The 24,136-nt window shown below is 45.4% G+C and carries 27 protein-coding genes; 18 read left to right on the top strand and 9 right to left on the bottom strand.

Annotation, left to right across the window (positions count from 1 at the left end):
- Positions 1-925: 925 nt before the first annotated feature.
- The 9 genes from QZ938_RS18725 (at position 926) to QZ938_RS18690 (ending at position 7,259) form a co-directional block, all read left to right on the top strand.
- Positions 926-1,444, top strand: a complete 519-nt coding sequence (locus tag QZ938_RS18725; protein WP_293144652.1) for a phycocyanin subunit beta — start codon at positions 926-928, stop codon at positions 1,442-1,444.
- 108 nt (positions 1,445-1,552) lie between these two features.
- Complete coding sequence (gene cpcA / locus QZ938_RS18720) at positions 1,553-2,041, top strand: phycocyanin subunit alpha (RefSeq protein WP_293144655.1); 489 nt, start codon at positions 1,553-1,555, stop codon at positions 2,039-2,041.
- 262 nt (positions 2,042-2,303) lie between these two features.
- Positions 2,304-2,438: a hypothetical protein gene (locus QZ938_RS18715; protein WP_293352728.1), complete on the top strand. Its 135-nt coding sequence runs from the start codon at positions 2,304-2,306 to the stop codon at positions 2,436-2,438.
- A 40-nt stretch (positions 2,439-2,478) separates the two neighbouring features.
- Positions 2,479-2,559: a phycobilisome linker polypeptide gene (locus QZ938_RS33100; RefSeq protein WP_293363315.1), complete on the top strand. Its 81-nt coding sequence runs from the start codon at positions 2,479-2,481 to the stop codon at positions 2,557-2,559.
- A 171-nt stretch (positions 2,560-2,730) separates the two neighbouring features.
- Positions 2,731-3,600, top strand: coding sequence for a phycobilisome linker polypeptide (locus tag QZ938_RS18710; protein ID WP_293144658.1), 870 nt, complete (start codon positions 2,731-2,733; stop codon positions 3,598-3,600).
- A gap of 323 nt (positions 3,601-3,923) precedes the next feature.
- On the top strand, positions 3,924-4,763 hold the full coding sequence (locus QZ938_RS18705; RefSeq protein WP_293352726.1) for a HEAT repeat domain-containing protein: 840 nt from the start codon (positions 3,924-3,926) through the stop codon (positions 4,761-4,763).
- A 308-nt stretch (positions 4,764-5,071) separates the two neighbouring features.
- The gene (locus QZ938_RS18700; RefSeq protein ID WP_293352724.1) at positions 5,072-5,701 is read left to right on the top strand and encodes an antibiotic biosynthesis monooxygenase; all 630 of its coding nucleotides are present in this window, start codon (positions 5,072-5,074) and stop codon (positions 5,699-5,701) included.
- A complete protein-coding gene (locus QZ938_RS18695; RefSeq protein WP_293352722.1) occupies positions 5,688-6,302 on the top strand; it encodes an antibiotic biosynthesis monooxygenase in 615 nt (204 codons plus the stop codon). The genes QZ938_RS18700 and QZ938_RS18695 overlap by 14 nt, the downstream gene beginning before the upstream one ends.
- 330 nt (positions 6,303-6,632) lie before the next feature.
- Positions 6,633-7,259 carry a HEAT repeat domain-containing protein gene (locus tag QZ938_RS18690; protein WP_293144666.1) on the top strand — a complete coding sequence of 209 codons (627 nt, stop codon included), beginning with the start codon at positions 6,633-6,635 and terminating at the stop codon, positions 7,257-7,259.
- Here QZ938_RS18690 and QZ938_RS18685 read toward each other — a convergent pair.
- Together QZ938_RS18685 and QZ938_RS18680 are read right to left on the bottom strand one after the other, a co-directional pair.
- Positions 7,248-7,541 carry a DUF2103 domain-containing protein gene (locus QZ938_RS18685; protein ID WP_293352720.1) on the bottom strand — a complete coding sequence of 98 codons (294 nt, stop codon included), beginning with the start codon at positions 7,539-7,541 and terminating at the stop codon, positions 7,248-7,250. The genes QZ938_RS18690 and QZ938_RS18685 overlap by 12 nt on opposite strands.
- A gap of 334 nt (positions 7,542-7,875) precedes the next feature.
- On the bottom strand, positions 7,876-8,406 hold the full coding sequence (locus tag QZ938_RS18680) for a response regulator (protein ID WP_293352718.1): 531 nt from the start codon (positions 8,404-8,406) through the stop codon (positions 7,876-7,878).
- A gap of 259 nt (positions 8,407-8,665) precedes the next feature.
- Here QZ938_RS18680 and QZ938_RS18675 point away from each other — a divergent pair, with 259 nt between their 5' ends.
- Positions 8,666-8,992 (top strand): antibiotic biosynthesis monooxygenase, encoded by a 327-nt coding sequence (locus QZ938_RS18675; RefSeq protein ID WP_293144672.1) that lies wholly within the window; start codon positions 8,666-8,668, stop codon positions 8,990-8,992.
- Here QZ938_RS18675 and cas6 read toward each other — a convergent pair whose 3' ends face one another.
- The gene (cas6, locus tag QZ938_RS18670) at positions 8,993-9,874 is read right to left on the bottom strand and encodes a CRISPR-associated endoribonuclease Cas6 (RefSeq protein WP_293144674.1); all 882 of its coding nucleotides are present in this window, start codon (positions 9,872-9,874) and stop codon (positions 8,993-8,995) included.
- Between the two features lie 537 nt (positions 9,875-10,411).
- Here cas6 and QZ938_RS18665 point away from each other — a divergent pair.
- The 3 genes from QZ938_RS18665 to QZ938_RS18655 all read left to right on the top strand — a co-directional run bounded on the left by QZ938_RS18665 (position 10,412) and on the right by QZ938_RS18655 (position 12,884).
- Complete coding sequence (locus QZ938_RS18665; protein WP_293144676.1) at positions 10,412-11,578, top strand: MFS transporter; 1,167 nt, start codon at positions 10,412-10,414, stop codon at positions 11,576-11,578.
- Positions 11,579-11,798: 220 nt separating this feature from the next.
- A complete protein-coding gene (locus QZ938_RS18660; RefSeq protein ID WP_293144678.1) occupies positions 11,799-11,948 on the top strand; it encodes a hypothetical protein in 150 nt (49 codons plus the stop codon).
- 168 nt (positions 11,949-12,116) lie between these two features.
- Positions 12,117-12,884, top strand: a complete 768-nt coding sequence (locus QZ938_RS18655; RefSeq protein WP_293144680.1) for an SDR family NAD(P)-dependent oxidoreductase — start codon at positions 12,117-12,119, stop codon at positions 12,882-12,884.
- Between the two features lie 227 nt (positions 12,885-13,111).
- Here QZ938_RS18655 and QZ938_RS18650 read toward each other — a convergent pair whose 3' ends face one another.
- On the bottom strand, positions 13,112-14,194 hold the full coding sequence (locus QZ938_RS18650; RefSeq protein ID WP_293144682.1) for a class I fructose-bisphosphate aldolase: 1,083 nt from the start codon (positions 14,192-14,194) through the stop codon (positions 13,112-13,114).
- Between the two features lie 45 nt (positions 14,195-14,239).
- Complete coding sequence (iscB, locus tag QZ938_RS18645; protein ID WP_293352716.1) at positions 14,240-15,526, bottom strand: RNA-guided endonuclease IscB; 1,287 nt, start codon at positions 15,524-15,526, stop codon at positions 14,240-14,242.
- Between the two features lie 248 nt (positions 15,527-15,774).
- On the opposite strand from iscB, the gene QZ938_RS18640 reads away from it, so the two are divergent.
- From QZ938_RS18640 to QZ938_RS18620, 5 genes are all read left to right on the top strand, one after another.
- Complete coding sequence (locus tag QZ938_RS18640; RefSeq protein WP_293352714.1) at positions 15,775-15,984, top strand: hypothetical protein; 210 nt, start codon at positions 15,775-15,777, stop codon at positions 15,982-15,984.
- Positions 15,965-18,589: a M1 family metallopeptidase gene (locus QZ938_RS18635; protein ID WP_293352712.1), complete on the top strand. Its 2,625-nt coding sequence runs from the start codon at positions 15,965-15,967 to the stop codon at positions 18,587-18,589. Before QZ938_RS18640 ends, QZ938_RS18635 begins: the two co-directional genes overlap by 20 nt.
- A gap of 198 nt (positions 18,590-18,787) precedes the next feature.
- The gene (locus QZ938_RS18630) at positions 18,788-18,949 is read left to right on the top strand and encodes a hypothetical protein (RefSeq protein WP_293144690.1); all 162 of its coding nucleotides are present in this window, start codon (positions 18,788-18,790) and stop codon (positions 18,947-18,949) included.
- Positions 18,913-19,191 carry a hypothetical protein gene (locus QZ938_RS18625; RefSeq protein ID WP_293144692.1) on the top strand — a complete coding sequence of 93 codons (279 nt, stop codon included), beginning with the start codon at positions 18,913-18,915 and terminating at the stop codon, positions 19,189-19,191. The genes QZ938_RS18630 and QZ938_RS18625 overlap by 37 nt, the downstream gene beginning before the upstream one ends.
- A gap of 130 nt (positions 19,192-19,321) precedes the next feature.
- Positions 19,322-19,738 (top strand): NUDIX hydrolase, encoded by a 417-nt coding sequence (locus tag QZ938_RS18620; protein ID WP_293144694.1) that lies wholly within the window; start codon positions 19,322-19,324, stop codon positions 19,736-19,738.
- 615 nt (positions 19,739-20,353) lie between these two features.
- Here the strand turns inward: QZ938_RS18620 and QZ938_RS18615 are convergent.
- From QZ938_RS18615 to QZ938_RS18600, 4 genes are all read right to left on the bottom strand, one after another.
- The gene (locus QZ938_RS18615) at positions 20,354-20,836 is read right to left on the bottom strand and encodes a hypothetical protein (RefSeq protein ID WP_293144695.1); all 483 of its coding nucleotides are present in this window, start codon (positions 20,834-20,836) and stop codon (positions 20,354-20,356) included.
- 177 nt (positions 20,837-21,013) lie between these two features.
- The gene (locus tag QZ938_RS18610; protein ID WP_293352708.1) at positions 21,014-22,066 is read right to left on the bottom strand and encodes an FAD-binding oxidoreductase; all 1,053 of its coding nucleotides are present in this window, start codon (positions 22,064-22,066) and stop codon (positions 21,014-21,016) included.
- Between the two features lie 245 nt (positions 22,067-22,311).
- Complete coding sequence (gene psbQ / locus QZ938_RS18605; protein ID WP_293144699.1) at positions 22,312-22,755, bottom strand: photosystem II protein PsbQ; 444 nt, start codon at positions 22,753-22,755, stop codon at positions 22,312-22,314.
- 521 nt (positions 22,756-23,276) lie between these two features.
- Positions 23,277-24,128, bottom strand: coding sequence for an alpha/beta fold hydrolase (locus tag QZ938_RS18600; RefSeq protein WP_293144701.1), 852 nt, complete (start codon positions 24,126-24,128; stop codon positions 23,277-23,279).
- Positions 24,129-24,136: the final 8 nt, after the last annotated feature.

Below are 24,136 nucleotides of genomic sequence, written 5' to 3'. Positions count from 1 at the left end.
AGCAACACCAAATTCTGCCAACATCCTGCATCGGGCATAATTTTTGCTTTTTTTCCCTATTCCCCCTAGCTTATTTTAGCAAAACTTAAATCTTGTTAACTTTTCTTAATTATTTGGTTTTGCCCAGAGAAAGGCAATAGGGGCGATCGGTCTGCGGGAGAATTTGGGGCGGGACACGTTCAACAGTTGACAGTTGACAGTTGAAAGTTGACAGTTGACCATGGGAGAGCGACCTCTACCTATAAGTCCGAGGATTGGAGTAATGAATAGTCTGATTTTAATTTCTCCCGCTCCGGCGGGCGGGCTTTCAACCAATTCTTTCTGGTAGCGAAAAGGGCGATCGAAGCAAACTCTAGAATTAATTTTTACTGTATTTACATTCTATCTTTCAATTTCTAGCAAAAACCCATCAAATCCTTTGTCATTCTGCTTTGATCCTCGAATTACCTCGAATTGCCTCGAATTTTATCGCCATCGGGCCCTCGAACATCACAGACAATCTCTCGATCGGCAGTTTACCGCTGCAATCTGGCATCTATCCCAAGGATTAGATTTGCCACCACTTGCCCCACATCGATTTACCTTCTAAAAGAGATAAGTTTCCGTAATAATTTGTAATAAACAAAGAGGAACCAGCATTGTATAAAGGTTATCAGAGGGTTGAAACGACAGGCGAAAGTTAACAAAAACACTGATTAACAAGGTTTGTCGCATCTCATAAAAGATGTAAAATTTTCTAAGGTTTCTTAAATGTCCGTTGCAATGTCACAATAGTGAAGGTAGCGGAAAGGGAGAGATCGAGCCGGCCAGCGCAGTAGCTGGCGTCAACCTTCAACCCTTGCAGGCCCAACAGCCTGAACAAATTTAACTTAACGGTTTTATACCGCAACCAAACTCAATTAACTCAAAGTAGGAGAGTTCGTTCATGTTTGACGCATTTACAAAAGTGGTTTCCCAAGCAGACGCTCGTGGCGAATTTTTGGCTACTGGCCAACTAGATGCTCTCAGCAGCATGGTTTCTGACGCCAACAAGCGGATTGACGCAGTAAACCGGATCACCGGTAACGCATCCGCAATCGTCGCTAATGCAGCTCGCTCTTTGTTTGCTGAACAGCCTCAGTTGATCGCCCCCGGTGGCAACGCATACACCAGCCGCCGCATGGCAGCTTGCTTGCGCGACATGGAAATCATTTTGCGCTACGTAACCTACGCAACCTTCGCAGGTGACGCCAGCGTTTTGGACGATCGTTGCTTGAACGGTCTGCGCGAAACATACCAAGCTCTGGGAACTCCAGGTGCATCCGTTGCAACCGGCGTACAAAAAATGAAAGAAGCAGCGATCGCGATCGCTAACGACCCCAACGGCATAACCCGTGGTGATTGCAGCTCGCTGATGTCCGAAATCGGCAGCTACTTCGACCGCGCAGCTAATGCAGTCGGCTAAAAATAGCAAGCGCAAACATTTCTTCCTGTAAAGAAGCGAGCGATCGCATTATTTGCAAGCAATCATTTTGGTACAAACAAAACAAAACATTAGGGAGACACCAGAACAATGAAAACCCCTTTGACTGAAGCAGTAACCGCCGCCGATTCTCAAGGCCGCTTCCTGAGCAGCACCGAATTGCAAGTAGCCTTCGGTCGTTTCCGCCAAGCAGCAGCAGGTTTGGAAGCAGCCAAGTCTTTGAGCGCCAACTCTGCGCGCTTGATCGACGGTGCAGCTCAAGCTGTGTACAACAAGTTCCCGTACACCCAACAAATGCAAGGGCCAAACTACGCTTCTACCTCAACCGGTAAAGCTAAGTGCTCCCGCGACATCGGCTACTACCTGCGGATGGTAACCTACTGCTTAGTTGCAGGCGGCACAGGTCCAATGGATGAGTACCTGATTGCAGGTATTGACGAAATCAACCGGACATTTGAATTGTCTCCTAGCTGGTATGTTGAAGCTCTCAAGTACATCAAATCCAACCACGGTTTGAGTGGCGATGCTGCAACTGAAGCTAATTCCTACATCGACTACGCAATCAACGCTCTAAGCTAGATTTGCGTGATGCCCGGAAATGTAAGCTGCTGTTAGCTTTAGTGTTAACTGTTGTTTACGATTCCGGGCATCTGCGATCTGAGCCGAGTTTTCCAAATATTTTTTTCAGAACTTTTCATTTTTTCAAGCATAAAAAGCAGAAAAGTTAGGAATAAAAGCATTTGAAAAAGCGAGACGAGTAGAACTGCTCCCTCACTGGACGCAAGACAATGCGAAAGCAGTAATTCACGTCGCTTGCCAAGTTTTCGGTAACGAGTATTTAATGTCGAGCGAACGAGTTACCAGTGTCAAATCTTTGCTGCTGGAAGGGCAGATTTCAGTTAAAGATTTTGTGCGGGAGTTCATGAGTCCGAAACTTATCGGAAAATTTTTTTTGAATGCAAGGTTCGGTGGCTAAGTTTTTACCCCAAGTGCGGTGAAAAACTACCGAATATCTCGTGTCTTACGATCGACTTTCGACCCGCTTCCAGCAAATCAACAAACGTGCTGGCAAAGTGGTAACTATTACCACAGCTTAAAGTTTGTAAAGATGTTTTTTTGAAACGTCTTTAGCAAATTAGGATTAATTGATGTGTACAGACAAGCTGCACCGCGAGTGCACCTTAATTTAACACATCTTGGTCTTAGTCCTAAAAATCTCAAGTTCAACCAAGCTTTAAATTTTTGTTATTAATTTAGGAGAAAATCTGGTGGCTATTTCCACAGCAGCGTCCAGACTGGGAACATCCGCATTGAGCGATGCACCCAAGGTAGAATTGCGCCCGAACTACACCAAAGAAGACATTGAAACTGTGATTCGTGCAGTTTACCGTCAGGTGCTGGGCAACGACTATTTGATGAAATCCGAGCGCCTGACAAGTGCTGAATCTCTCCTGCGAGACGGCAGTTTAACGGTGCGAGAATTTGTGCGGGCAGTGGCAAAATCGGAACTGTACAAAACCAAGTTTTTGTACAGCAGCTTCCAAACTCGGACGATCGAACTAAACTACAAACACTTGCTCGGTCGCGCTCCCTACGACGAATCTGAAGTAATTTATCACTTAGATTTGTACCAAACAGAAGGTTACGATGCTGATATTGATTCTTACATCGATTCAATAGAGTATCAAGAAAACTTCGGCGACAATATCGTCCCTTACTACCGGGGCTTTAACACCCAGACAGGTCAAAAAACCGTTGGTTTTACCCGGATGTTCCGGTTATATCGCGGCTATGCCAACAGCGATACCTCTCAGCTAGAAGGCAATAACTCCCGTCTAGCTGTCGAACTCGGTACTAACAGTGCTACGGCTGTAGTTGGGCCTTCTGGTGGTAACGAAGGTTGGGCATACCGGTCTTCGACACAAAACGTAACTCCCAGCAGCGGTTTCGGTGGCGCGGCAGCTTACGGTAAAGAAGGGCGGCTTTTCCGCGTTGAAGTGTCGGGCATTCGCACGGGTGGCTATCCCAGGGTGCGCCACAGCAGCAAGGCGTTTATCGTACCTGGCGAGGATTTGTCCTCGCAAATGCAGAAATTTCAACGCTTGGGCGGGAAAATCGCCAGCATTACTCCAATTTAGTCGTTAGCGATTAGTTATTAGTGCGAGCGTCCCCGCTCGCGAACAGTAGTCATCGGTCGTTAGTCATTAGTGAATTTACTAGAGATTAATGGCCATTGGCTAAGGTCTAATAGCTAATGGAATCCGACTAGATGCAGAAATCAATTTTTTATGATTGTCCGGTTATGTGCGATCGCAAAATCATCGTTGGAATAATCCGAGGATGATAATTAATAGTCTCCTTGAAAAGGCGATAGAAATTGCCAAGTTTCCCAACCCGCGCAGGCGGGTTTTGTTTGTCTAGCAGCGATTTCAATCGCCGAGTTTTGTAATAACTATGAATTATGACTGTGAATTATGACGAATCCGACTCACCACCAGCGGGTGTAGCTGAGGGCGAGTCTTTAACAATAGAACAGGCGATCGCAAATTTGCACTCCCAAGACTACAGTCTCCGATATTACGCTGCTTGGTGGGTGGGCAGATTTCGAGTCAAGGAACCGGCAGCGATTGCAGCTTTGATTGCCGCCTTGCAAGAAGAATCAGAACAGACAAAAATTGGCGACTATTCCCTACTGCGAAATGCGGCACGAGCTCTGGGAAAATTGGGCGATAAACAAGCCTTACCTGCCCTGATTCACTGTTTGGAATGCGCTGATTATTACGTGCGGGAAGCGGCGGCTCAAGCTTTAGAAATGCTGGGCGATCGCGATTCTATTCCACCGCTGATGAAACTCTTAGATGGAGGCGTAGCTGTAGCCCTGCGAGTGCCTGGAAAATCGCACCTCGTGCAGCCTTACGACTCGGTAATTGAAGCTTTGGGTACGCTGTACGCGACAGAGGCAATACCGCTAATTTCACCTTTTTTAGAGCATTCTGTGGAGCGGGTGCAGTACGCTGCGGCGCGGGCGATGTATCAGTTGACTGGCGATCGCATTTACGGAGATCGGTTGGTAACTGCTTTGAATGGGGATAATTTGCAGTTGAGGCGATCGGCATTAATGGACTTGGGGGCGATCGGCTATTTACCCGCAGCGCCAGCTATTGCAGAAACTTTAGCAGAAAATAGCATGAAATTGATTGCGCTAAAAGGAGTTTTGGAGCATCACCTCAATCAAGAATCATCTCTATCTTTGTCAGATGAAGCGATCGAAGTGATGAATTTAATGGATAGTCTTTTGTAAATAGTCCAGGGAACTTTGATAGCAATTTTTATTAAATTTATGCAGCAGTATAATACCAGTTTTAAACGAAATAACAGTATTCTTGTCCCCCCCCCTTTACAAGGGGGGGGGGCTAGGGGGGTCGAAGGCTGTTGCACAATTTTATAAAAATGGTATAAGTTATCGTTGAGATGCAAATGCTATCCGCATCCAGTGGGCTAGAACATTATGCGGCTTCGCTCGATCGCGTCAGTAGTAGTTGCCAGATTGTGGATTGGTGTTTAACATTAAGTCAGAATGTGCAAACCGAAACACATTGAGGATTATTTATGGTTCAGATCGATCGGTCGAATACCGCGATCGTTTGGCTAGATTTGTATCCGGTTGCTCAGAGACATCAATCGGGATTAGTCAATGCGATCGAAGAACAAATCAAATCCTGGAAGTCAAATTCCGACTTTGTGTCGGCTAGCGTGCATCAAAGCTTAGATGGGGTTCGCGTCTTCACTTACAGTCAATGGCAACCCAAGTTCGATCGGCGCAGTTTGCAGCCTCCGGTGGTGTTGAGTGAGTTTTTTCCGCCCGACTCAGTGCAGTTAGAGGTGTCGGCAAGTAAATCGATATCGGCAGAAGTTGAGATTGTTGTAGGAGAGCGCATTACCCATCTGGCGGAGTTTCGGATGATGCCATCGAATCAACCAGAAATGGTGAAGCTAACGACGACGGAACTCGATCGAGCAATCAATAATTCACCAGGACTTATATCGGCAACGTTTCATCGCAGTTTAGACGGCACCCGGATGTTCAATTACGGACAGTGGGAGAGTCAAGAGGCGTTTGAAGCAATTTTGAAGCAAGCAGGATTTAATCCAGACAAACCCTATTGGGAAGGATTAGCGCGAAACGAGTTTCATCTCTATCATGTCGTCTACTCGGAGGTTTCAAATGCCGATTGTTAAGCAAGTTAATGGCTTACTAGCTGAGTTCGCCATATTTCCTGTAGAACCTGAGAGCCAAGCAAGTTTAGTAGAATACGTAATTCAAAATATCGATTCTGTTCTCAAACACAAGGAAGGATTTGCTTCTGGCTCACTTCTCCGTAGCCGTGATGGATTGCGAGTTACAAGCTATGTTCAATGGGCGGATCGAGAATCTTATGCGGCTACTCAACCCTTCACAGATTTTGCACTTCCAGATGTTCACTTGTTTGAAATCTTTGCCGCAGAACCTAAAGATAGCGAATTGCATCTCTCGCCGAGCATGGATGGACTTATCAACTTCGGAATTTTCAAGATGAAGCAGCCCGAAAATCAGCCTCGGTTTATTGAGTTATTTCGACAGGCACTTGAGATGGTGTCAGGACAAGCGGGACTGATTTCAACCCATGCTCACCGCAGTTTGGATGGATGGCGTTGCATCAATTTTGGACATTGGCAATCGCTAGAAGAGTATACAGCGATGGATTCAAACCGCCCGTTCTCTCCCATTTTTGGAGAAATGCTCGACTTAGGGAATAACGAGTACCAAAAGACATTGCATGAAGTAGTTTTCACCACTTGATTAGTTATTAGACTTCTTGCAAAAATAGTTAGGACGTTGCTGGGAGCAACGTCCCAAAATTTGATTAAAAGGACTGAGGCAAGAAATCTATTATTTTGAGACCAGGTAAGCAATCTTAGCAGAACGTTCTCGATCGCCAAACGCAGATAATTTTTGCAAATTATCGTCTGTTCGTAGACTGCCAAAGTCGGAACAAGCAATAGAGATCGATTTCAAGGATTCTCGCAGAAAAGCAGGTTTATGGCTATCCGTGCATAATTCATATATTCTTAAAATTAGCAATCTCCAACCTCAAATTGTTTGTAAACCAGTTGTAAATTGTATAAATAAATGGCATTAGAACTAATTCGCGCCGTCGAACAAGCAGATTCTTCCGAAGGCTTGTTAAACGCAGTCAAAGCACTGGCGGCTGCTGACTCAAAAGCAGCAATTCCTACCTTAATAACAGTGCTCGGCTACAACAACCCAGGTGCCGCCGTGGCCGCCGTTGACGGGCTGATTCAACTCGGAGAACCTGCGGTGCTGCCGCTGCTAGAACAGCTTGACGGCTACAATTACGGAGCGAGAGCTTGGGCTGTTCGGGCTTTGGCGGGAATTGGCGATCCCAGAGGTTTAGAGATTTTGCTGGATGCGGCGGCGAATGACTTTGCTTTGAGCGTGCGGCGGGCGGCGGCTAGGGGTTTGGGGACGATTTGCTGGGAACTTATGCCGACACAAAAAATTGCAGATGCTCAACTTCGCACTGTCAAAACGCTGCTGCAAGCGTCCCGAGATCCGGAATGGGTGGTTCGCTACGCAGCGGCGGGAGGTTTGCAAGCTTTGGCTGGTGCTGCGACTGTTAAACCGGATTGGTTAGCGGAAGTTTCGGCAAAACTTGAGGAAATAGCCCAAAGCGATGAAACTTTGGCAGTTAGAGCCCGGGCTTTGCTTGCTAAGGAAAAATTGTCATTTGGCTAGGGTTTGGGCGATCGTCTCTTCCAAGTCCCTTTGTGTGAGAGTGGTTAATATAAAGACTTCTTGTACGGTTTTGCCTTGTCTGGCAATGATTTTAAATCCCCCGCGAATGGGTACTGACACTCTTAATGTCATGTGGGGGATGTGTCCTTTAACTTTGTTAATGACGCCTGGGGTAACGGTTTGAATGCCCATTATGAGAGTGAGGCGCTCTAAAATTGGTATCAAACCAGGAAGGTGAGTAGAGTGATTCCAAACTAGGCGGCCTTTGGGTTGTGCGTTCATGACTTTTTTACCAAATTCAACATACCCAGTCTAAGCCACCCCCGGCTGGAACCAATTTGATATTCCCTCAATTTGTATATCAGTAATGTTACTGCGGGCGTCATTGCGAGCAACGCAACGCAATCTCAAACCGAGATTTTTGAACCCGGGCGCACAACCTGAGATTTGATGGCGCAGAATTGTTCTTTACTTTTGGATGTTTTGGGTTGATGTAGCCTTTCTCAAAAAGATGAGGTATAACAGACAGTTTGCAAAACCAGTAAACTCAGAGGGCTAAAGCCCAACAACGTACCTCATCTTTCTGATAACCGCTATATAGTAGCATATCTGATGGTTAGGATATTCTTAATTCCACTTTCCACGAGCTTGTATTTTTTCTTCCTTCTTCCTTCTTCCTTTTTTTGAGCCTGAGCGAAGTAGAAGTGCCTTCTTGCTTCCTTCGGCTGCGCTCAGTACAAGTCTTTTGAGCCTGAGCGTAGCCCGAGAGCCTTCTTCCTTCTTCTATAACTGTCGGTTTTTCTAGTTGAGTTGCGATCGCCCCGAGGATTTCTGTCATGCTGCAAGGTTTCTTGAGATAGCCGTCTGCTTTGAGTTCGAGGGCTTTTTCCATTTCGGAGGCTGTCAGAAAAATAAACGGAATGCTGGCGGTTGCAGGGTGCGATCGCAAAATCGCGAAAACTTCTAAGCCGTTGAGTTCCGGCATCATGACATCAGACAAGATTAAATCGGGAATTTGGGCGATCGCTAACTCGACACCAAGTTTTCCGTTTTCAGCGCCGACAGCTTCAAAATCGCCCAAGTTCAGAATTTCTAAAACGGTTTCTCGGATTAAGTTATTGTCTTCAATTACTAATATTTTTGGCATTTTTTTTAGCGATTATTTACTTTATTGGTATTTGTCTGTTAGAATTTTTGCAGATAAGTTCTACAAATTTCAATTGGGTTATTGCAAAAAACCGTTTTTTACGTGTTTTTAGGTGTAAAGTGCGATCGCAGCTAGCTGCAATATCTCATAAATCGGTGGCTGTGCTGAGAGCGAAGCTACTAAACGGGCGAATTTTACAATTTTCGGGCGATCGCCTAAAATATAACTTGGTGTATCACAATTTTTTGAGGAAAAGGATATGTCAGAATTTTTAGACTTTCTCAGACATCAGTTCGCCTACATTGCCATTGGCGAATTTAAACCAGGAAAATTCAAAGAAGCAGAAGAACTTTTTGGCAAAGCCGTTGCGACTTATGCCACAGGTTTTAAGGGAGCATACCTACTGCAATTGCCCAATACAGACAAAGGTATTGCCATCATTTTTTGGGAAAGCGTAGAAGAGATGGCCGCCAACCAAAGCGAAGCTTATCAGCAAATATTGAAGCAGATGACGCCTTTGTTTGCGAAAATTCCCGACACTGATGTTTATGAAATCGTCAGTGAAATTAAGCCGAAAAGTGAATGATTAAAAATTTGGCAATCGGCGCGTCATTCCCATTCCCATCGGCGTCTTGCGCCCGACTCCGCTGTAAAGTGCAAAATCTGCTAAAGCATTAATTTGCTTGACAGAAAGCGGATTGACATCTCCCATAATTCGGTAACTAACCTCGCCGACGCAGCCAATAAATTTACTGCGAGAATCAGTACAAACTTCGGTGCGGATATCGAAGAAACTGGGAAAAATAGCTTCTGTGAAAGTAGGTTCGATCGCAATTTCGCTGTACTTGTTCCAACGATTTGCCAAACTGCCAAAAATACTCTCTCTAGTCGGCATCGCACTATCGTACACGCCTTGCCGAAAATTAGTAGGAGTGCAGAAGGTAAACGCAATTTGGCGCTCAGTTTCCGAAGCGCGATCGAACAATTCGGCGTAATTGCAAAAATTCACCCACGGTTGGTGCGATCGCGGTTGGCTGACAATGCTAGTCACGTACAAATCTGTCGGGCCCAGATGCCACGGGCGCTCGAAGTTGAGTTGCTGCCACAGTTGAGTTAGGCGATCGAACAAACCGTCATCCAGCAGAGAAATCCGCCACCAAATCGGCGTATTTTCCCCAATTGCTTGCTTGTGTTCCCACTGTAGGGCCTGGGAAATAGTGCGCCCCGCCGGAGGCAAAACCCTCTTTTGTGGCTGCGGGTTGCTGTTTTTGTAAGTCTCTTTTCTGCTTACTTGGAAAGGGCTTAATGTGAAAGCTTTTTCGTTGGATTGGTCGTGCAGGTACGCGCTCAAATCGCTATCTACAGCACTCACCAGGTTGAGAAATAAGGCGTGGAGATGCCGTCCCGTTAAAAATTGGGATGGGATTGGTGCAACTGGCAGTAGGTTTAAAATAAGGCTGTGAGGCATCTTTTAATTATATATCTTTTTTCAAAAAGATGAGTTAGAAGTTGAGATTTTAGATTTTAGATTTGTATCTATTCACGATGGTTTATGGTAAGGGCAAGCTAGAAAATATTGCGAACATTGAATATCCGCAGGTCGCAGTAACTTCTGTAGCAGAATACATTGGGAAAGTAGGATTATTATAATCGACTTCAAACCCTAGTCAATCATTTTGAATAGACAGGAATTGCATTATCTCCAAAATACCCTGAAATTATCTGTGTTCATCTGTGTTTACCTGCCTGATATTTGGGGTCGATCTAAGCAGATGGGTACAAAAAAAACTTTGGTATGTAAGAATTTGATAGACCGATCGCAAATGATATATATCATGTCCGATCGATTGACCCCAATAAGTAAGGTTTGTAGTGCGGACTTCAGTCCGCAGCATAAAGCGGACTGAAGTCCGCACTACAAACGGTTTTTGTGATGGTAATCAACCGGACATGATATGACAAGCAAATCCACACAAATGAAGGCAGATAATTGCCTAAACAGTCTATGAAACCACACAGCCCTGATACATTTCTCGTTAAAGCAACCCTGCTGCTAGTGAGCACCCTAACCGTGATGGCAGGAGCAACCATCGCCCCTTCCCTCCCAGCAATGCGGCAGCACTTTTCGGCTGTTGCTAATGCCGATTATTGGGTGAGATTGGTGTTGACGGCCCCAGCTTTGTTTATCGCGATCGGTGCGCCCATTGCCGGAATTGCGATCGATCGCTTTGGGCGCAAAGGCTTGCTGGGTTTATCTGTGTTTGTCTATGGCTTCGCAGGCAGCTCTGGGTTTCTGTTGGATCAAATTGGGCTAATTTTGCTGGGACGGATGCTCCTGGGCTTCAGCGTGGCAGGTATTATGACGACTGCAACCACGCTGATTGCTGATTATTACATCGGTGCGGCTCGATCGCAATTCCTGGGATTGCAAGCAGCTTTCATGGGGTTCGGCGGCATGATTTTTCTCACCCTCGGCGGCTATTTGGCCGATCGCAATTGGCGGCAACCGTTTCTAATTTACCTGATGGCGTGGTTGATTCTACCATTGATTTTGCTGGTACTTCCTGAACCCGATCGCGATAAAGATGCTGTTCAACAAACAGGTGCGATCGCATCTGAAACAGTCCCGTGGACGCTGCTACTGACAACCTACGGTATTGCACTGCTGACTCAAATCGTGTTTTACATGATTCCGGTGCAGATTCCGTTTTATCTTCAGCAGTTAATGGGTGCTAATGCTTCTCAAAGTGGATTGGCGATCGCCCTTGCTACCCTTGCTACTTCCATCAGCGCCCTGAGTTATCAACGGCTGAAAGCTCGTTTCACCTTTACGAACATTTATGCGATCGCCTTTGGGTTGATGGGGATTGGTTATCTGGTGATTAGTTTTGCTCGCACCTATGAGATAGTTTTGATTGGTTTGGCGATCGCTGGTTTAGGTGTCGGGTTACTGATGCCAAATATGAACGTATGTTTGACCTCATCAACTCCCGCATCTCTGCGAGGGCGAATTTTGGGCGGACTTACCACCAGCTTTTTCCTAGGTCAATTTACTTCACCCTTCGTCAGTCAACCTTTGAGTCAATGGGCGGGCTTAGGTACAACTTATGGCCTAGCAGGTGGATTGATGCTCGCAACCGCATTCATCACTGTTGGAGTCATGCTCCGGTAGTTTCTAGGCTGTGTATTGCGGGTCGATCGAATTCTCATTAATTGGGAAATTTTGATTCCAACCAAAGCTTGTAAAAATTATTTTTCTGACAATTCCATTGCGTTAATTTCCTGGCATTTTTTAACTTTATGGCTGTATTTGTGTGCAGGCAAATATATGTGTATGGGCGAAGCATGACCGCAGTAAATATGAGATTATAACTAATAATTTATATGCGGTCATGCGAGAACCCTCTTCAAAACTATTTCCCTGGTTCTCGCTTCCGATCGTGGACGATCGCGCGAATGCCATACTTCGACAAAAATTGATTGAGTTACAACAAGTAATTGTGGCTTGGTTCAACCCACACATGGTACAAGCAGGTTCCTGATACACTATACTATTTGCGTAGCATATTCGCCAGAATCCCCACATGATACCTGTAGCCTGGTTGGTGTCGGGATGGATCGGCGAATTGGTTAGTTTCGCTATATCATACTTGTAGCCAAGTTGGTGTATCCGATGTCACTGTTTTAACTCATTTCTTGAAGAGGTTTTTATGAATAGAGTAGAAGGGAAAGTTGCGGTTGTCACAGGTGGCGCTTCGGGAATTGGTCGGGCGACTTGTCTGTTGCTGGCGAAAGAAGGAGCCTGTGTTGCGGTAACGGATATAGCTGAGAAGGAAGGCAGAGGTTTGGTAGAAGAGATTACCGAAAAAGGCGGAAAAGCAGAATACTGGCATCTAAATGTTACACAAGAAGCGAGCGTTAAACAGGTGGTGTCTGAAGTTCGAGAGAAGTGGGGAAAAATTGACATTTTAGTGAACAATGCAGGGATTGTTGGTATCAATAAACCCACCCACGAAATCGCCGAAGATGAATGGAATGAGTTGATGGCAATAAATGTAAATGGTGTTTTCCTCTGTACTAAACACGTTTTGATTTCGATGCTAGAAACGGGAGGTGGCAGCATTATTAATTTGTCTTCTGTTTACGGATTGGTTGGCGGCCCGGATATGCCTCCTTATCATGCCTCAAAGGGAGCAGTGCGGTTGATGAGCAAAACAGATGCGCTATTGTATGCCAAAAATAAGATTCGGGTTAATTCAGTTCATCCGGCATTTATCTGGACACCGCTGGTAGAGAAGTTGTTGGCCGAACAAGGTGATGTGACTGAAGGACGGAAAATCCTTGATAGCTTACATCCGGTGGGACACATGGGTGAACCTGATGATGTTGCTTACGGTATTCTTTATCTGGCATCGGATGAATCGAAGTTTGTTACTGGTTCTGAATTGGTAATTGATGGGGGTTATACCGCTCATTAATAGTTGATAGTTGACAGTTGACAGTTGCACAGTATGGAAATCAAACCGTTCGATCGAGTTTTTTGCTCGGGATTAGAACTGATATCATGTCCGGTAGATTAGCATAACCAAAACGGTTCGTAGTGCGTCCTGGTGTCCGCAGAATAAGAGCGGACACCAGGACGCACTACGAACCTTATAGTATTGGGTTCGCAGCACGCACCCTAATTTTAGTGTGCTGTGAAGTTTTAGGCGATCGTGATTTCGGGCGACAAATAAACGTCTTGAATGGCGTTAAACAATTTTACACCTTCTTCAAAGGGACGCTGAAAAGTTTTGCGGCCGGAAATTAAGCCACAGCCGCCTGCGCGCTTGTTGATTACCGCCGTGCGAATTGCTTCGGCAAAATCGGTTTTTCCCGAAGCACCGCCGGAGTTGATTAAACCCATCCTTCCTGCATAACAGTTGAGCACTTGATAGCGGGTTAGATCGATCGGGTGATCGGTTGTCAAATCGGAATACACGCGGCTGTCGGTTTTGCCGTAACTCTTGCCGCTGGCTTTCGCAACTGCTCCGTATCCATTGTTGCATTCGGGCAATTTCTGTTTGATAATGTCGGCTTGAATTGTGACTCCCAAGTGATTTGCTTGCCCGGTCAAATCAGCGGCTGTGTGATAATCTTTGTCTTGTTTGAAGATATCATTGCGGAGATAACACCACAGAATTGTTGCCATTCCGTACTCGTGAGCGTGGGCAAAAGCTTGACTGACTTCTTGGATTTGTCGCGTCGATTCCGGGGAACCAAAATAAATTGTGGCTCCGACTGCAACGGCTCCCAAATTCCAAGCTTGTTCGACGGAAGCAAACATTATTTGGTCGGATTGATTGGGATAAGTTAGCAGTTCGTTGTGATTTAGTTTGAGGATGAAAGGGATTTTGTGCGCGTATTTGCGAGATACGCTTCCTAACACTCCGAGAGTTGTAGCGACAGCATTGCATCCTGCGGAGATTGCTAGTCTGATGATGTTTTCGCTGTCAAAATAGATGGGATTTGGTGCAAAAGAAGCGGCCGCTGAGTGTTCGATTCCTTGGTCTACTGGCAGGATGGATAAATAGCCGGTATTTGCCAAGCGTCCGCTAGAATATAGTTGCTGGAGCGATCGCAAAACTTGAGGAGAGCGATCGGTTTGAGCGAAAATGCGATCGACCCAATCCGGGCCCGGCAGGTGCAACAAATCTTTGGAAATTTTTGCTTGATGGGTGAGCAAGTCTTCGGCTTCGTCACCAAGCCAAGATGCGATCGCACTGGGAACTGATAGTGTAGCTGTCATACAGATTTACCCTCTCACTGTTTTTGTAGACATTTCACGACAATCTCAACCAAACGAGTAGTTGTAACCATCGTTGCGATGAACAGGTTTAAGTTGATTTCGAGAAACGCTAATCACACTATCGTTCACCCGAATATCAAAATTACCTTTGAACCTAGTGGTTTTAATTCTTTTGCATTTAACCCCCTGATGTTTTCCATCAATTACTGAAACAATATCTCCCGTATTCCAGCCCGCGACTTTTTTCTTTGGCTTGTATCCCCGACGCGGAAACCCATATTTATCAGTCTGCACGACTTGACGACTACCCAAACCCATCGCCTTAATTAACAACGGTTGATTGATCGCCAAAGTTAAACCCTGACTGACATCTCGACAACAAGCAGCATCGATCCAATGAGCTTTTGGAAACTTCAAGTTAGTCCGGTTGAACTTAGTTAAAGAACCGCGTCCTACATAAATAGGTTCAATCGCTGTGTCTTTCAAAGCTTGGAACAAAGCGGACTTGGTTGCGTTAACGGCCGCTGCGTCCTTCAATGAGGTTTTAGCTTGGCTCATTATTTTCTTAAGAATTTCGGGCTTCTTCTTGAGAAAATCTCTCAGATCTTGAGTCCCCTTTTTGAGGTTACATTTTTCACAAGCCAAGCAAAGGTTAGAAACACGATTAGTCCCACCCTTGGCGCGTGGATTGATATGCTCAACTTGCAACGGTAAATTTTCACTACCGCAGTAAGCACACTTCCGCTTCCACTTTTCGAGCAGGTATTCTCTAACCTCGTAACCTTGCAATTCCCCTTGTTGATACTCAACGCCGGAAATCTCTGGATTTTGCATTTTTTGAGTGTCAAAGTTTACTAACTCGAAAGCAATTGATTGGATAGGTGCTAGTTTACGAAGGCGAGAAACCCACGTCATAGTAGTTAACACTCGGTGCTGCAAGCTCGGAGGCAACCAGCCTTTCAGACGAGTGCGATTTAAGAATCTCGCTTTTCGATAACGAGTTTTGCGGTTACGGCGCCCACGTCGGACGGCTCGACGGGTTTCAAGTCTTGACTTGATAGCTTGACCCCGATGGGTGAGTTCAGCACACCAAATGACTTGGGTTCCCTGAACCAAAGCTATGCCAGTAGTTTTGCTACCAGGATCGATGCGGATTTCAATGGGCACTGGTGAATCGTTGACCGATTTTTTCAGGATAATTGCAAACGGGTACAGTCTGAAAACCTTTGCTTTACCTGCATTCAATAGCTTTCTAGCTATCACTGGCAGGCACGGAGTTAGAGGTTTTTTGTCGGAGTCAAGTACGAATACTTGATTTGGGGTTTTAGACATGGTTGCGTCTATTCCTAATTAGTAAAGGTTGCCTCGGCACGGTTATTAGGCGGTACTTTCTCCACAGCACTGGCTTTACAAATCCTTGCCTGTTTAACTGCGGAGTTATAGTGCTTGGGGCTGGCACGTACTCCAAGGTATGAACTTTAACGCTCCCTAATAACGAAAGCCTGGACTTACTTAGCTATTTCGGGATTTCTCCAGAAATGTCTAGGATTTCAGTAAGTCTCAATTTCAATTGCAGGCTGATGATTGCAGACATTAGCCTTGCTGATATTGTAGCTAAAAAATCTTTTTTTCCATCCCGGCAACGATCGCCTGAATTTTTCAGATTAGCGACAACAGCAACTGGGACGCGCTACTCTGTAATTAAGCTGGCAGTTCCGCCCGATAGCTGCTGCCTGCGATCGCCGATCGACTCACAACTCCTCAATCACAATGTCAAACAACTACTTTGATACTGAAAACGGTCACAAATCCTTCGAGATGCCCGGTGCTAGACCCCACTACAACCCCGATCGCCCCGGACAAGTAGAGCATATTTTCCTCGATTTAGTGCTCGATATTCCCAAACAAAGTTTTCGCGGCACTTGCAGCATCCGCATAAATCCAGTCCGCAGCGGTATTGACAAATTAACCTTAGATGCTGTTAACCTGAACATTAAATCTGTCAAAGTCGGGGAAACCGAGCAAAATTTCGACAGCGACGGCGAAGTGCTGCAAATTCAACTGCACGAACCAACAACAGCTTACGAACCAATTACAATTGCGATCGCCTACTCGGTCGAAAAACCCCAGCGCGGCCTCTATTTCGTCGGGCCAGACAAACACTATCCCGACAAACCAACACAAGTTTGGACTCAAGGCGAAGACGAAGATTCCCGCTTCTGGTTTCCCTGTTTCGACTATCCCGGACAGTTGGCAACTTCCGAAATTAGAGTGCAAGTTCCCAGACAATTTTTTGCAATATCCAACGGCGAATTAGTTAGCACAAAAAACGACGGCGATGACAAGATTTATCACTGGTCGCAAACTCAGGTACATCCGACTTATTTGATGACATTAGCAGTCGGAGATTTTGCCGAAATTAAAGACGAATGGAACGGCAAACCAGTTAATTATTACGTCGAAAAAGGTCGCGAAGCTGACGGTAAGCGCAGCATGGGCAAAACGCCCAAAATGATTGAATTTTTCTCTAAAGCATTTGGCTATCCTTATCCTTTTCCTAAATACGCTCAAGTCTGCGTCGATGATTTCATCTTCGGCGGCATGGAAAATACATCGACAACTTTGCTAACAGATAGGTGCTTGTTAGACGAACGCGCCAGCCTGGACAATCGCGGTACAGAAAGCTTGGTCGCCCACGAATTAGCTCACCAATGGTTTGGCGATTTAGTAGTAATTAAACATTGGTCTCATGCTTGGATCAAAGAAGGCATGGCTTCCTATTGTGAGGTGTTGTGGACTGACAAAGAATACGGCAAAGAAGATGCGGCTTATTATATGTTAGGTGAAGCCCGCAACTATTTAGCTGAAGACAGCGCTCGCTACCGCCGCCCGATGGTGACTCACGTTTACCGCGAAGCGATCGAATTGTACGATCGCCATTTGTACGAAAAAGGCGCTTGCGTGTATCACATGATTCGCGCTGAGTTGGGCGACGAACTGTTTTACAAGGCAATTCAAACTTTTGTGCGGGATAACGCTCACCAGACTGTGGAAACGATCGATTTGCTAAGGGCGATCGAAAAAGCTACGGGTCGCAATCTCATGTTCCTGTTTGACCAGTACGTTTATCGCGGCGGCCATCCAGATTACAAAGTTGCTTATTCCTGGGATGGCGACAGCAAATTAGCGAAAGTTACTATTACCCAAACTCAGGTAAAAGACAACAAAAATGGTAACGGTAATAGTAAAGATGTCTTTGACCTCAAAATTCCGATCGGCTTCGGTTACAAACCGGAAAAAGATGCAGATGAGCGAAATGCTGCTAATATAAAAACTTTCACGGTTCGAGTTCACGAACGCGAGCAAAGTTTCTATTTCCCCCTAGAAGAGAAGCCCGCATATATCAGTTTTGATGTCGGCAATAAATACCTAAAAACAGTTGCTCTAGAGTATGGAGTTGCCGAACTAAAAGCTCAGTTACAGTTCGATCCAGACCCGGTTTCTAGGATTTACGCCGCCCACGCTTTGGCGAAAAAGGGAGGCTTGGAAGCTGTGAAAGCGCTGTCAGAAGTTCTCAAGAAAGAGCCGTTTTGGGCTGTGCGGGCGGAAGTGGCCGGTCAGTTGGTTGAGATTAAACTCGACCAAGCTTTTGATGGTTTAGTAACTGGTTTGAAGGATAAAGATGCTCGGGTGCGCCGTGCGGTGGTGAATGCGTTAGGTAAAATTAAGACTCACGAGACTTATAAGGCGCTGAGGTCGATCGTTGAAAAAGGCGATGACAGCTATTATGTAGAAGCGGCCGCAGCGAGTGCGATGGGTGCGATCGCAGGCGCTAACCCCGACGAAAAGCCCACGGACGAACAGGTACTCAAAGAGTTAAAATTGGTTTTGAAAGAGCGCGAGGGCTGGAATGAGGTTGTGCGATCGGGTGCTATTTCCGGTTTGGCGCAAATGAAAACTTCTGAAGATGCGCTCAACCTGATTTTGAAATACACAGCCGTCGGTACTCCGCAAGCTTTGCGCTTGGCTGCAATTCGCTCTTTGGGGACAATTTCGACAGGTCAAACTAAGCTCAATTTGGAACGGATTTTGCACCGATTGGCGGAACTTTCTAAAGAGACTTTTTTCTTGACTCAAGTATCTGTTGTTGTCGGTTTAGGACAGATGGAAACTCGCAAAGCTATTCGCATTTTGCGTTCTTTAGCTGACCAAACTCCTGATGGGCGCGTCCGCATGATGGCTGATGAAGCTGTGCAAAGAGTGCAGAAAAATGCTGGTTCTGATGCAGCGGTGAAGCAGTTGCGCGAGGAGTTAGATCAGGTGAAAAAGGACAATCAAGATTTGAAGAGTAGGATGGAAAATCTGGAGGCTAAGGCGAAGAAAGACAAAGATTAGGTGAATTTTGTAAGGTGCGTCGTTATGAGATTGTCGCTGCGATCGACAATTGTGTCGGGCGACACACCCTACGAGCTAATTGTAGGGTGTGTGACGGCGATAAATCGTTAAATCGAAACCAGCCAAATGTGTACAGTCACGCACCGCCCCAGTAGCAAGCTAAATCTGACAAAAAATATTGTAGTAAGGTGCGTCGCTATGAGATTGTTGCTACGATCGAGGATTGTTTCGGGCGACGCACCCTACCAGCTAACAATTACAATAATTCTAACATTAGGTATCCTGGAAGACATTCTGCCAGTTCAACAGCAGCCATCTATTTTGTGGATAAATTTGGCAAAACTCTGGAAACGCCGTTAGTTGGGTTGGGTGCATTTAAAGTTGCGATTGGCGATCGCCCTGTTATTAAAATAATCTTATTTTTTAGCTGTATTGCCTTGAAGTTTGGTATTTTAAGCAAAGGTAAAATCCTACATATTTCTATTTCTGACTTAGTTATTGTCTCGACTGAGAGATCGCAAATAGAACTTAAGCAATCCGACTCAATAAATAAACCTGGCTTTTTTTATGAAAAAATAGCTTTCAGCAATTATTTTTCATAAAAGGAACTGATTTTGCTGTATCGGTGGGTAAGTTCTAATAGATAATCAGGGTGTATCAACATTTTTATTTTGAATCTTCAACTTTCAATCAAGTTGAAGCAGCCTTTGCACCCTAAAGATTGCATAAATCATGAGTACAAGAACTATTGTATTGGTAGAACAATCGGCTGTCATTCCCTACCGCATTCAAAACGGACAAATTGAAGTAATGGTGATCACTTCTTCAACGGGTAAGCGTTGGGTGATTCCTAAAGGGTTAATTGAACCTGACATGACTCCTCAAGATTCTGCTGCTAAGGAAGCTTGGGAAGAAGCAGGTTTGTTGGGTAAGGTGTTCCCGGATTTGCTGGGAACTTACGAGTACCAAAAGTCTGGCTATACTTGTCAGGTAGAAGTATTTTTACTGCAAGTACAAACTGTTCTGGAAAAATGGCCGGAAGCTAGCTGTAGAAAGCGACAGTGGGTAAGTATTCCGAAAGCAATTAAGCGGGTTAATGAACCGGAACTTAAACTGATTCTTGCTAATTTACCGAATCGGTTTTGCTGATTCAAAGGTTCGTAGTGAGGACTTTAGTCCTAATTAACTCAGGTTCGTAGTGAGGACTTTAGTCCTAATTAACTCAGGTTCGTAGTGAGGACTTTAGTCCTAATTAACTCAGGTTCGTAGTGAGGACTTTAGTCCTGATTAACAGGTTCGTAGTGAGGACTTTAGTCCTAATTAACTCAGGTTCGTAGTGAGGACTTTAGTCCTGATTAACAGGTTCGTAGTGAGGACTTTAGTCCTGATTAACAGGTTCGTAGTGAGGACTTTAGTCCTGATTAACAGGTTCGTAGTGAGGACTTTAGTCCTGATTGACTCAAACATGGAGAAAGGGCTGATGATGCCACACTTTCATGCGAGGGAGGACGATCGCACTACACTCGGAAAATCATTATTCTGCTGTACAAGGAAAGGACTGAAGTCCTCACTACAAACCTGGAAAGGACTGAAGTCCTCACTACAAACCTGGAAAGGACTGAAGTCCTCACTACAAACCTGGAAAGGACTGAAGTCCTCACTACAAACCTGGAAAGGACTGAAGTCCTCACTACAAACCTGTGCAAATGGAAAGGACTGAAGTCCTCACTACAAACCTATGATATCGGTGTGAAAAGTTTTACCTCAAGCGTTAGCTGACAGAAAAGGAAGGCTTTCGGCTAAGTTATCCTTGACTTCAATTCCCTGTTTTTTTGCCCAAAACTGGCTTAAGAAATGAATTTGCCGCAAGCCGACAATTAAATTTAAACCAGGTACAAACATCCACCAAACAGTTAGCGGTTCTTTAATTCCTTCTTGGCGGTACAATTCGTTAACTGTGTTGTAAAGTTTGAACTGCACGATGTAAATCCAAGCAATTCCCACGAAGGAAAACCAACCAAACCATCCGGGAACGTCGGGGTCGAATATTCGCAAAGCTTGGGGGATGGCTACTCCTAAAACAAAGGGCAACAAGCAAAGTGTCCCCGACCAACCCTTGCCGTTATAAGTCCGCAATTCTTCTTGAATAATCCATTTGTACCAGCCGTAATATAGCAGCAAGCTGACTCCAGATAGCAAGATTACTCGCCACAAAATTCGTGGCTTTCCTAAGGGGTTTTCGGACATTTTTAGATGTAAGATAAGACGGCGGTTGAAACCGCGCCTAGACAAACAATGTCCGCCTCCGCGGACTCAAGAAGATAACGTAATTTCAATTACCTAGTCTTCAACCCGCACTCCTCGGGTAAAGTCTCGTGTTGACGCGGTTTCAACCACTTTATTGATTATATTAACATTTGTTAATTATTGCAAAATCATCTCTCGGATCGATCGCGCGGTTGCAGGGGCCAGCAGAACACCGTTGCGGTAGTGGCCGCTAGCTATCAAAACCTTGCTGTTACTGGGAAGCGCTTCGATAATTGGGGCTGGGCGTCCTTCGGGGCGCGGGCGCAATCCCGACCATTTTCGGATGATTTGGGCCTCGGCTAAGGCTGGACAAAGTGCGATCGCCCTTGCCATCACTTCATCCAACATATCAGCATTCGCCTGCACTTCCCCGCCGTTTTCGGGAAATTCCACCGTCGCCCCTACCCAACATTCTTGATTTGCCAAAGGTACAATGTGAACGTCATCGCAGGTAATTACTGGCGCAAAATCTGGGTTTCCTAAGGGATTTTTTGACCGCAAATGCAGCGCTTGTCCCAACACCGGGCGAATGTCCACCAATTGATTTAGCGATGCAGTGACAGCAGCGGAACCTAAACCAGCAGATACAATTAGTCGATCGAACTTGCCACTATCAGCCATTTGGGCCCCTGCAACTTCCACCCCAAACTCAAAAATCACTTTATTTTGTGTAGCAGCATCCACCAAAGCCAAAGTTAAAGTAGTTGGATCGACTTGCCGGTCTTGAGGCGAATAAATACCAGCAATTATGTTATTCTTTAAATCGAGATGAGGGCAAAACTCGCGCACTCGTTCCACCTCCCAAAGTTCTAATTTCCAACCTTGAGACTTGCGAGTTGCTGCTAGCTTTTCCCACTTACTTAAATCTTCTCCTTCCGAACACAGCATCAAAATTCCCTGTTTGTTAAATGGAATTTTCCGCCCCGTAGCTGCTTCCAATTCAGGAATCAAAGTTTCGTAGCGCTGAAGGCTGGTTTCCCTCAAATGCCAATTTCTGCCCTTCGTTTTGTGGCTGATAACTCCCATCAAAACGCCGAGGGCTGCACCTGTAGAACCTTGTGCTGGGGGCTGTTTGTCGAATACAGTGACTTTTAATTCGGGAAATTTACTTAATTCAAAGGCGATCGAAGCCCCGACAATACCGCAACCAATAATTGCAACGCGAACCATTGAATTTTATATTTTAGATTTTAGATTTTAGATTGTACAGAAGAATACCGGGCGGTTAGAAACCGCGGCTACATAAACGAAACCCGCCTCCGCGGGTTGAAGAACGGGCAGTAAAAATTACGTTTTACGTTATTTTCTTTACACCACGGAGGTGGACTTCGTTTGTGTAGACGCGGTTTCAACCGCCGTCTTTGTATAGGCGCGGTTTCAACCATACGTCCGATCTGCGCGACAAACTAAAGCTATTAGGCTTTAGGAAGTAGCTGCAAGAAAGTATCGAAATCCTTCACAGCTTTGCTATAACTAGCGGTGATTTTGGCATTGTCAGCCATTTTAGCAGCGTTATCAATCTCTACCAAATCAGCAAACAAACTCTTGGTCAAATCCATAGCTTGCTGTTGAGATTTCGGCAACAAACTGCCCGACACGGTTTTCATCGTGGCGCGCAATTCGCCGAGAGGCCCGTGAATGTAAGTTTTGGCATCAATCCAATTTTTTTTCTGAATTAGGGTTCCTAGGTTGTCCATGCGCGATCGGAACTCTGTCAGAGTAGGAACATAGCGCTGAATCTGTTGGATCTGGGCTGCTGTGTAAGTCGTGGGAACTTTTGCTTCGACACTGCTGCAACTAACCAGAAATGCCATCAAAAATGCCATCATCAAGGCAAAAAAGGAACGGGGACGAGTCATAAAAACAATACGGTAAGTGGTAAACTCAGAGTATGAAAGACCTGAGAGGAAAACGACCCGGCGATTTTAATCGCCTTAAATCTTTCCATTACTGCCTTGGAGTTGCAAGAGTCCGGTGTACTTTTGTAATGTACTTTCGATGGGACAATTACCATCTCAAATGTTGCAACCAGCGATCGCATAATGTTTGCTCCTGATGGAGCCTCCCTTCCGGGGTAATGTTCGCCTTGACCTGGTTATAAAGGCTTGTTAGACCTGCGACACTGTTTCAGTGACTTTAAAACTGTTTAATCGCAGATGACAGAGCGGAAAACTGGCGTCGCATTCTCCGGTGTCGTGACCTAAATAACGTCTCCTCCTAGGAGGGGTCTGGTCAGAACAGCTTGCAATTTCTTACAAGCTCAGTGGCTTGAGCCTCTGAGTTCCTGACAGCGATTTTAGACTTTAGATTTTAGATTTCTCGTTGCGGGCCGGCACCGAGACACCGCCCCTACTTTGCACCGAGAGTTATGTACAAAATATTATTTTACCTCCTTTTGGCGCAGAAAAGTTATCAGAGCACCGCCAACTTTTTCTGACCAATGTTCTTGAGGATAATGGGAAACTTCTTCTAGGGTGACTAACTCGGCATTTTTCATGGAAGTGACTAATTTTTTAGCTGGTTCAACACTCAGCCAAGGGTCGGTTAAACCCCACACAAATAAGGTTGGGCTTGTCCATCCTTGTAACCCGGATTCAATTTCTGCCATGGACTTTGGCAATTGAATGTTGCGGATGGTGTTCATTAGCGATCGCCCTGCATCCGAACTCTTCAAAAACGGGCGCCGGTAAACATCTAAATCTTTGTCTAATACCCTGATGCGGCTTCCGCCTTCGAGGGTTCTGTCCACCAAAAGTGGGTCTTGCGTCAGCATATCACCAATAAATGGCAGTCCCAACTGCTGCATTTTCCAAGGCAATTTGATATCTGCTGAAATTGGTGTATTTATGACTACTAAACGATCGATTTTATCGGGATTTCGTAAAGCGTATTGAATGCCGACAGATGCTAAAAATCCTTGGACGACTAGGGAAACTCTGTCTAATTCTAGGGTTTGAATAAAGCCTGCAAGGGCGTCTGCAAAGGCATCGGGAGTATAAGCAAAGTCGCGTTTGTCTGGTTTTGTCGATCGCCCGTAGCCCACCCAATCCGGCGCTATCGATCGAAATCCCTGGGCAGCCAAATCTGGCATAATCGCACTCCAGGTAAAGCTTTGGGAGGGTATACCGTGCAGCAGCAACACAGGAGATTTATCACTTTCGTTTACCGGATTTGCTTCCCGATAAAACCATTCCAGTGACCCTACTTGAATTGTTTTCTCATCAATTGGCATTATTTTAC

The sequence above is a fragment of the Microcoleus sp. CAWBG27 genome (genome assembly GCF_020883145.1).
Lineage (GTDB): Bacteria > Cyanobacteriota > Cyanobacteriia > Cyanobacteriales > Microcoleaceae > Microcoleus.
Note: the sequence above shows the minus strand (reverse complement) of the source record. Positions and strands in the feature narration are given on the sequence as shown.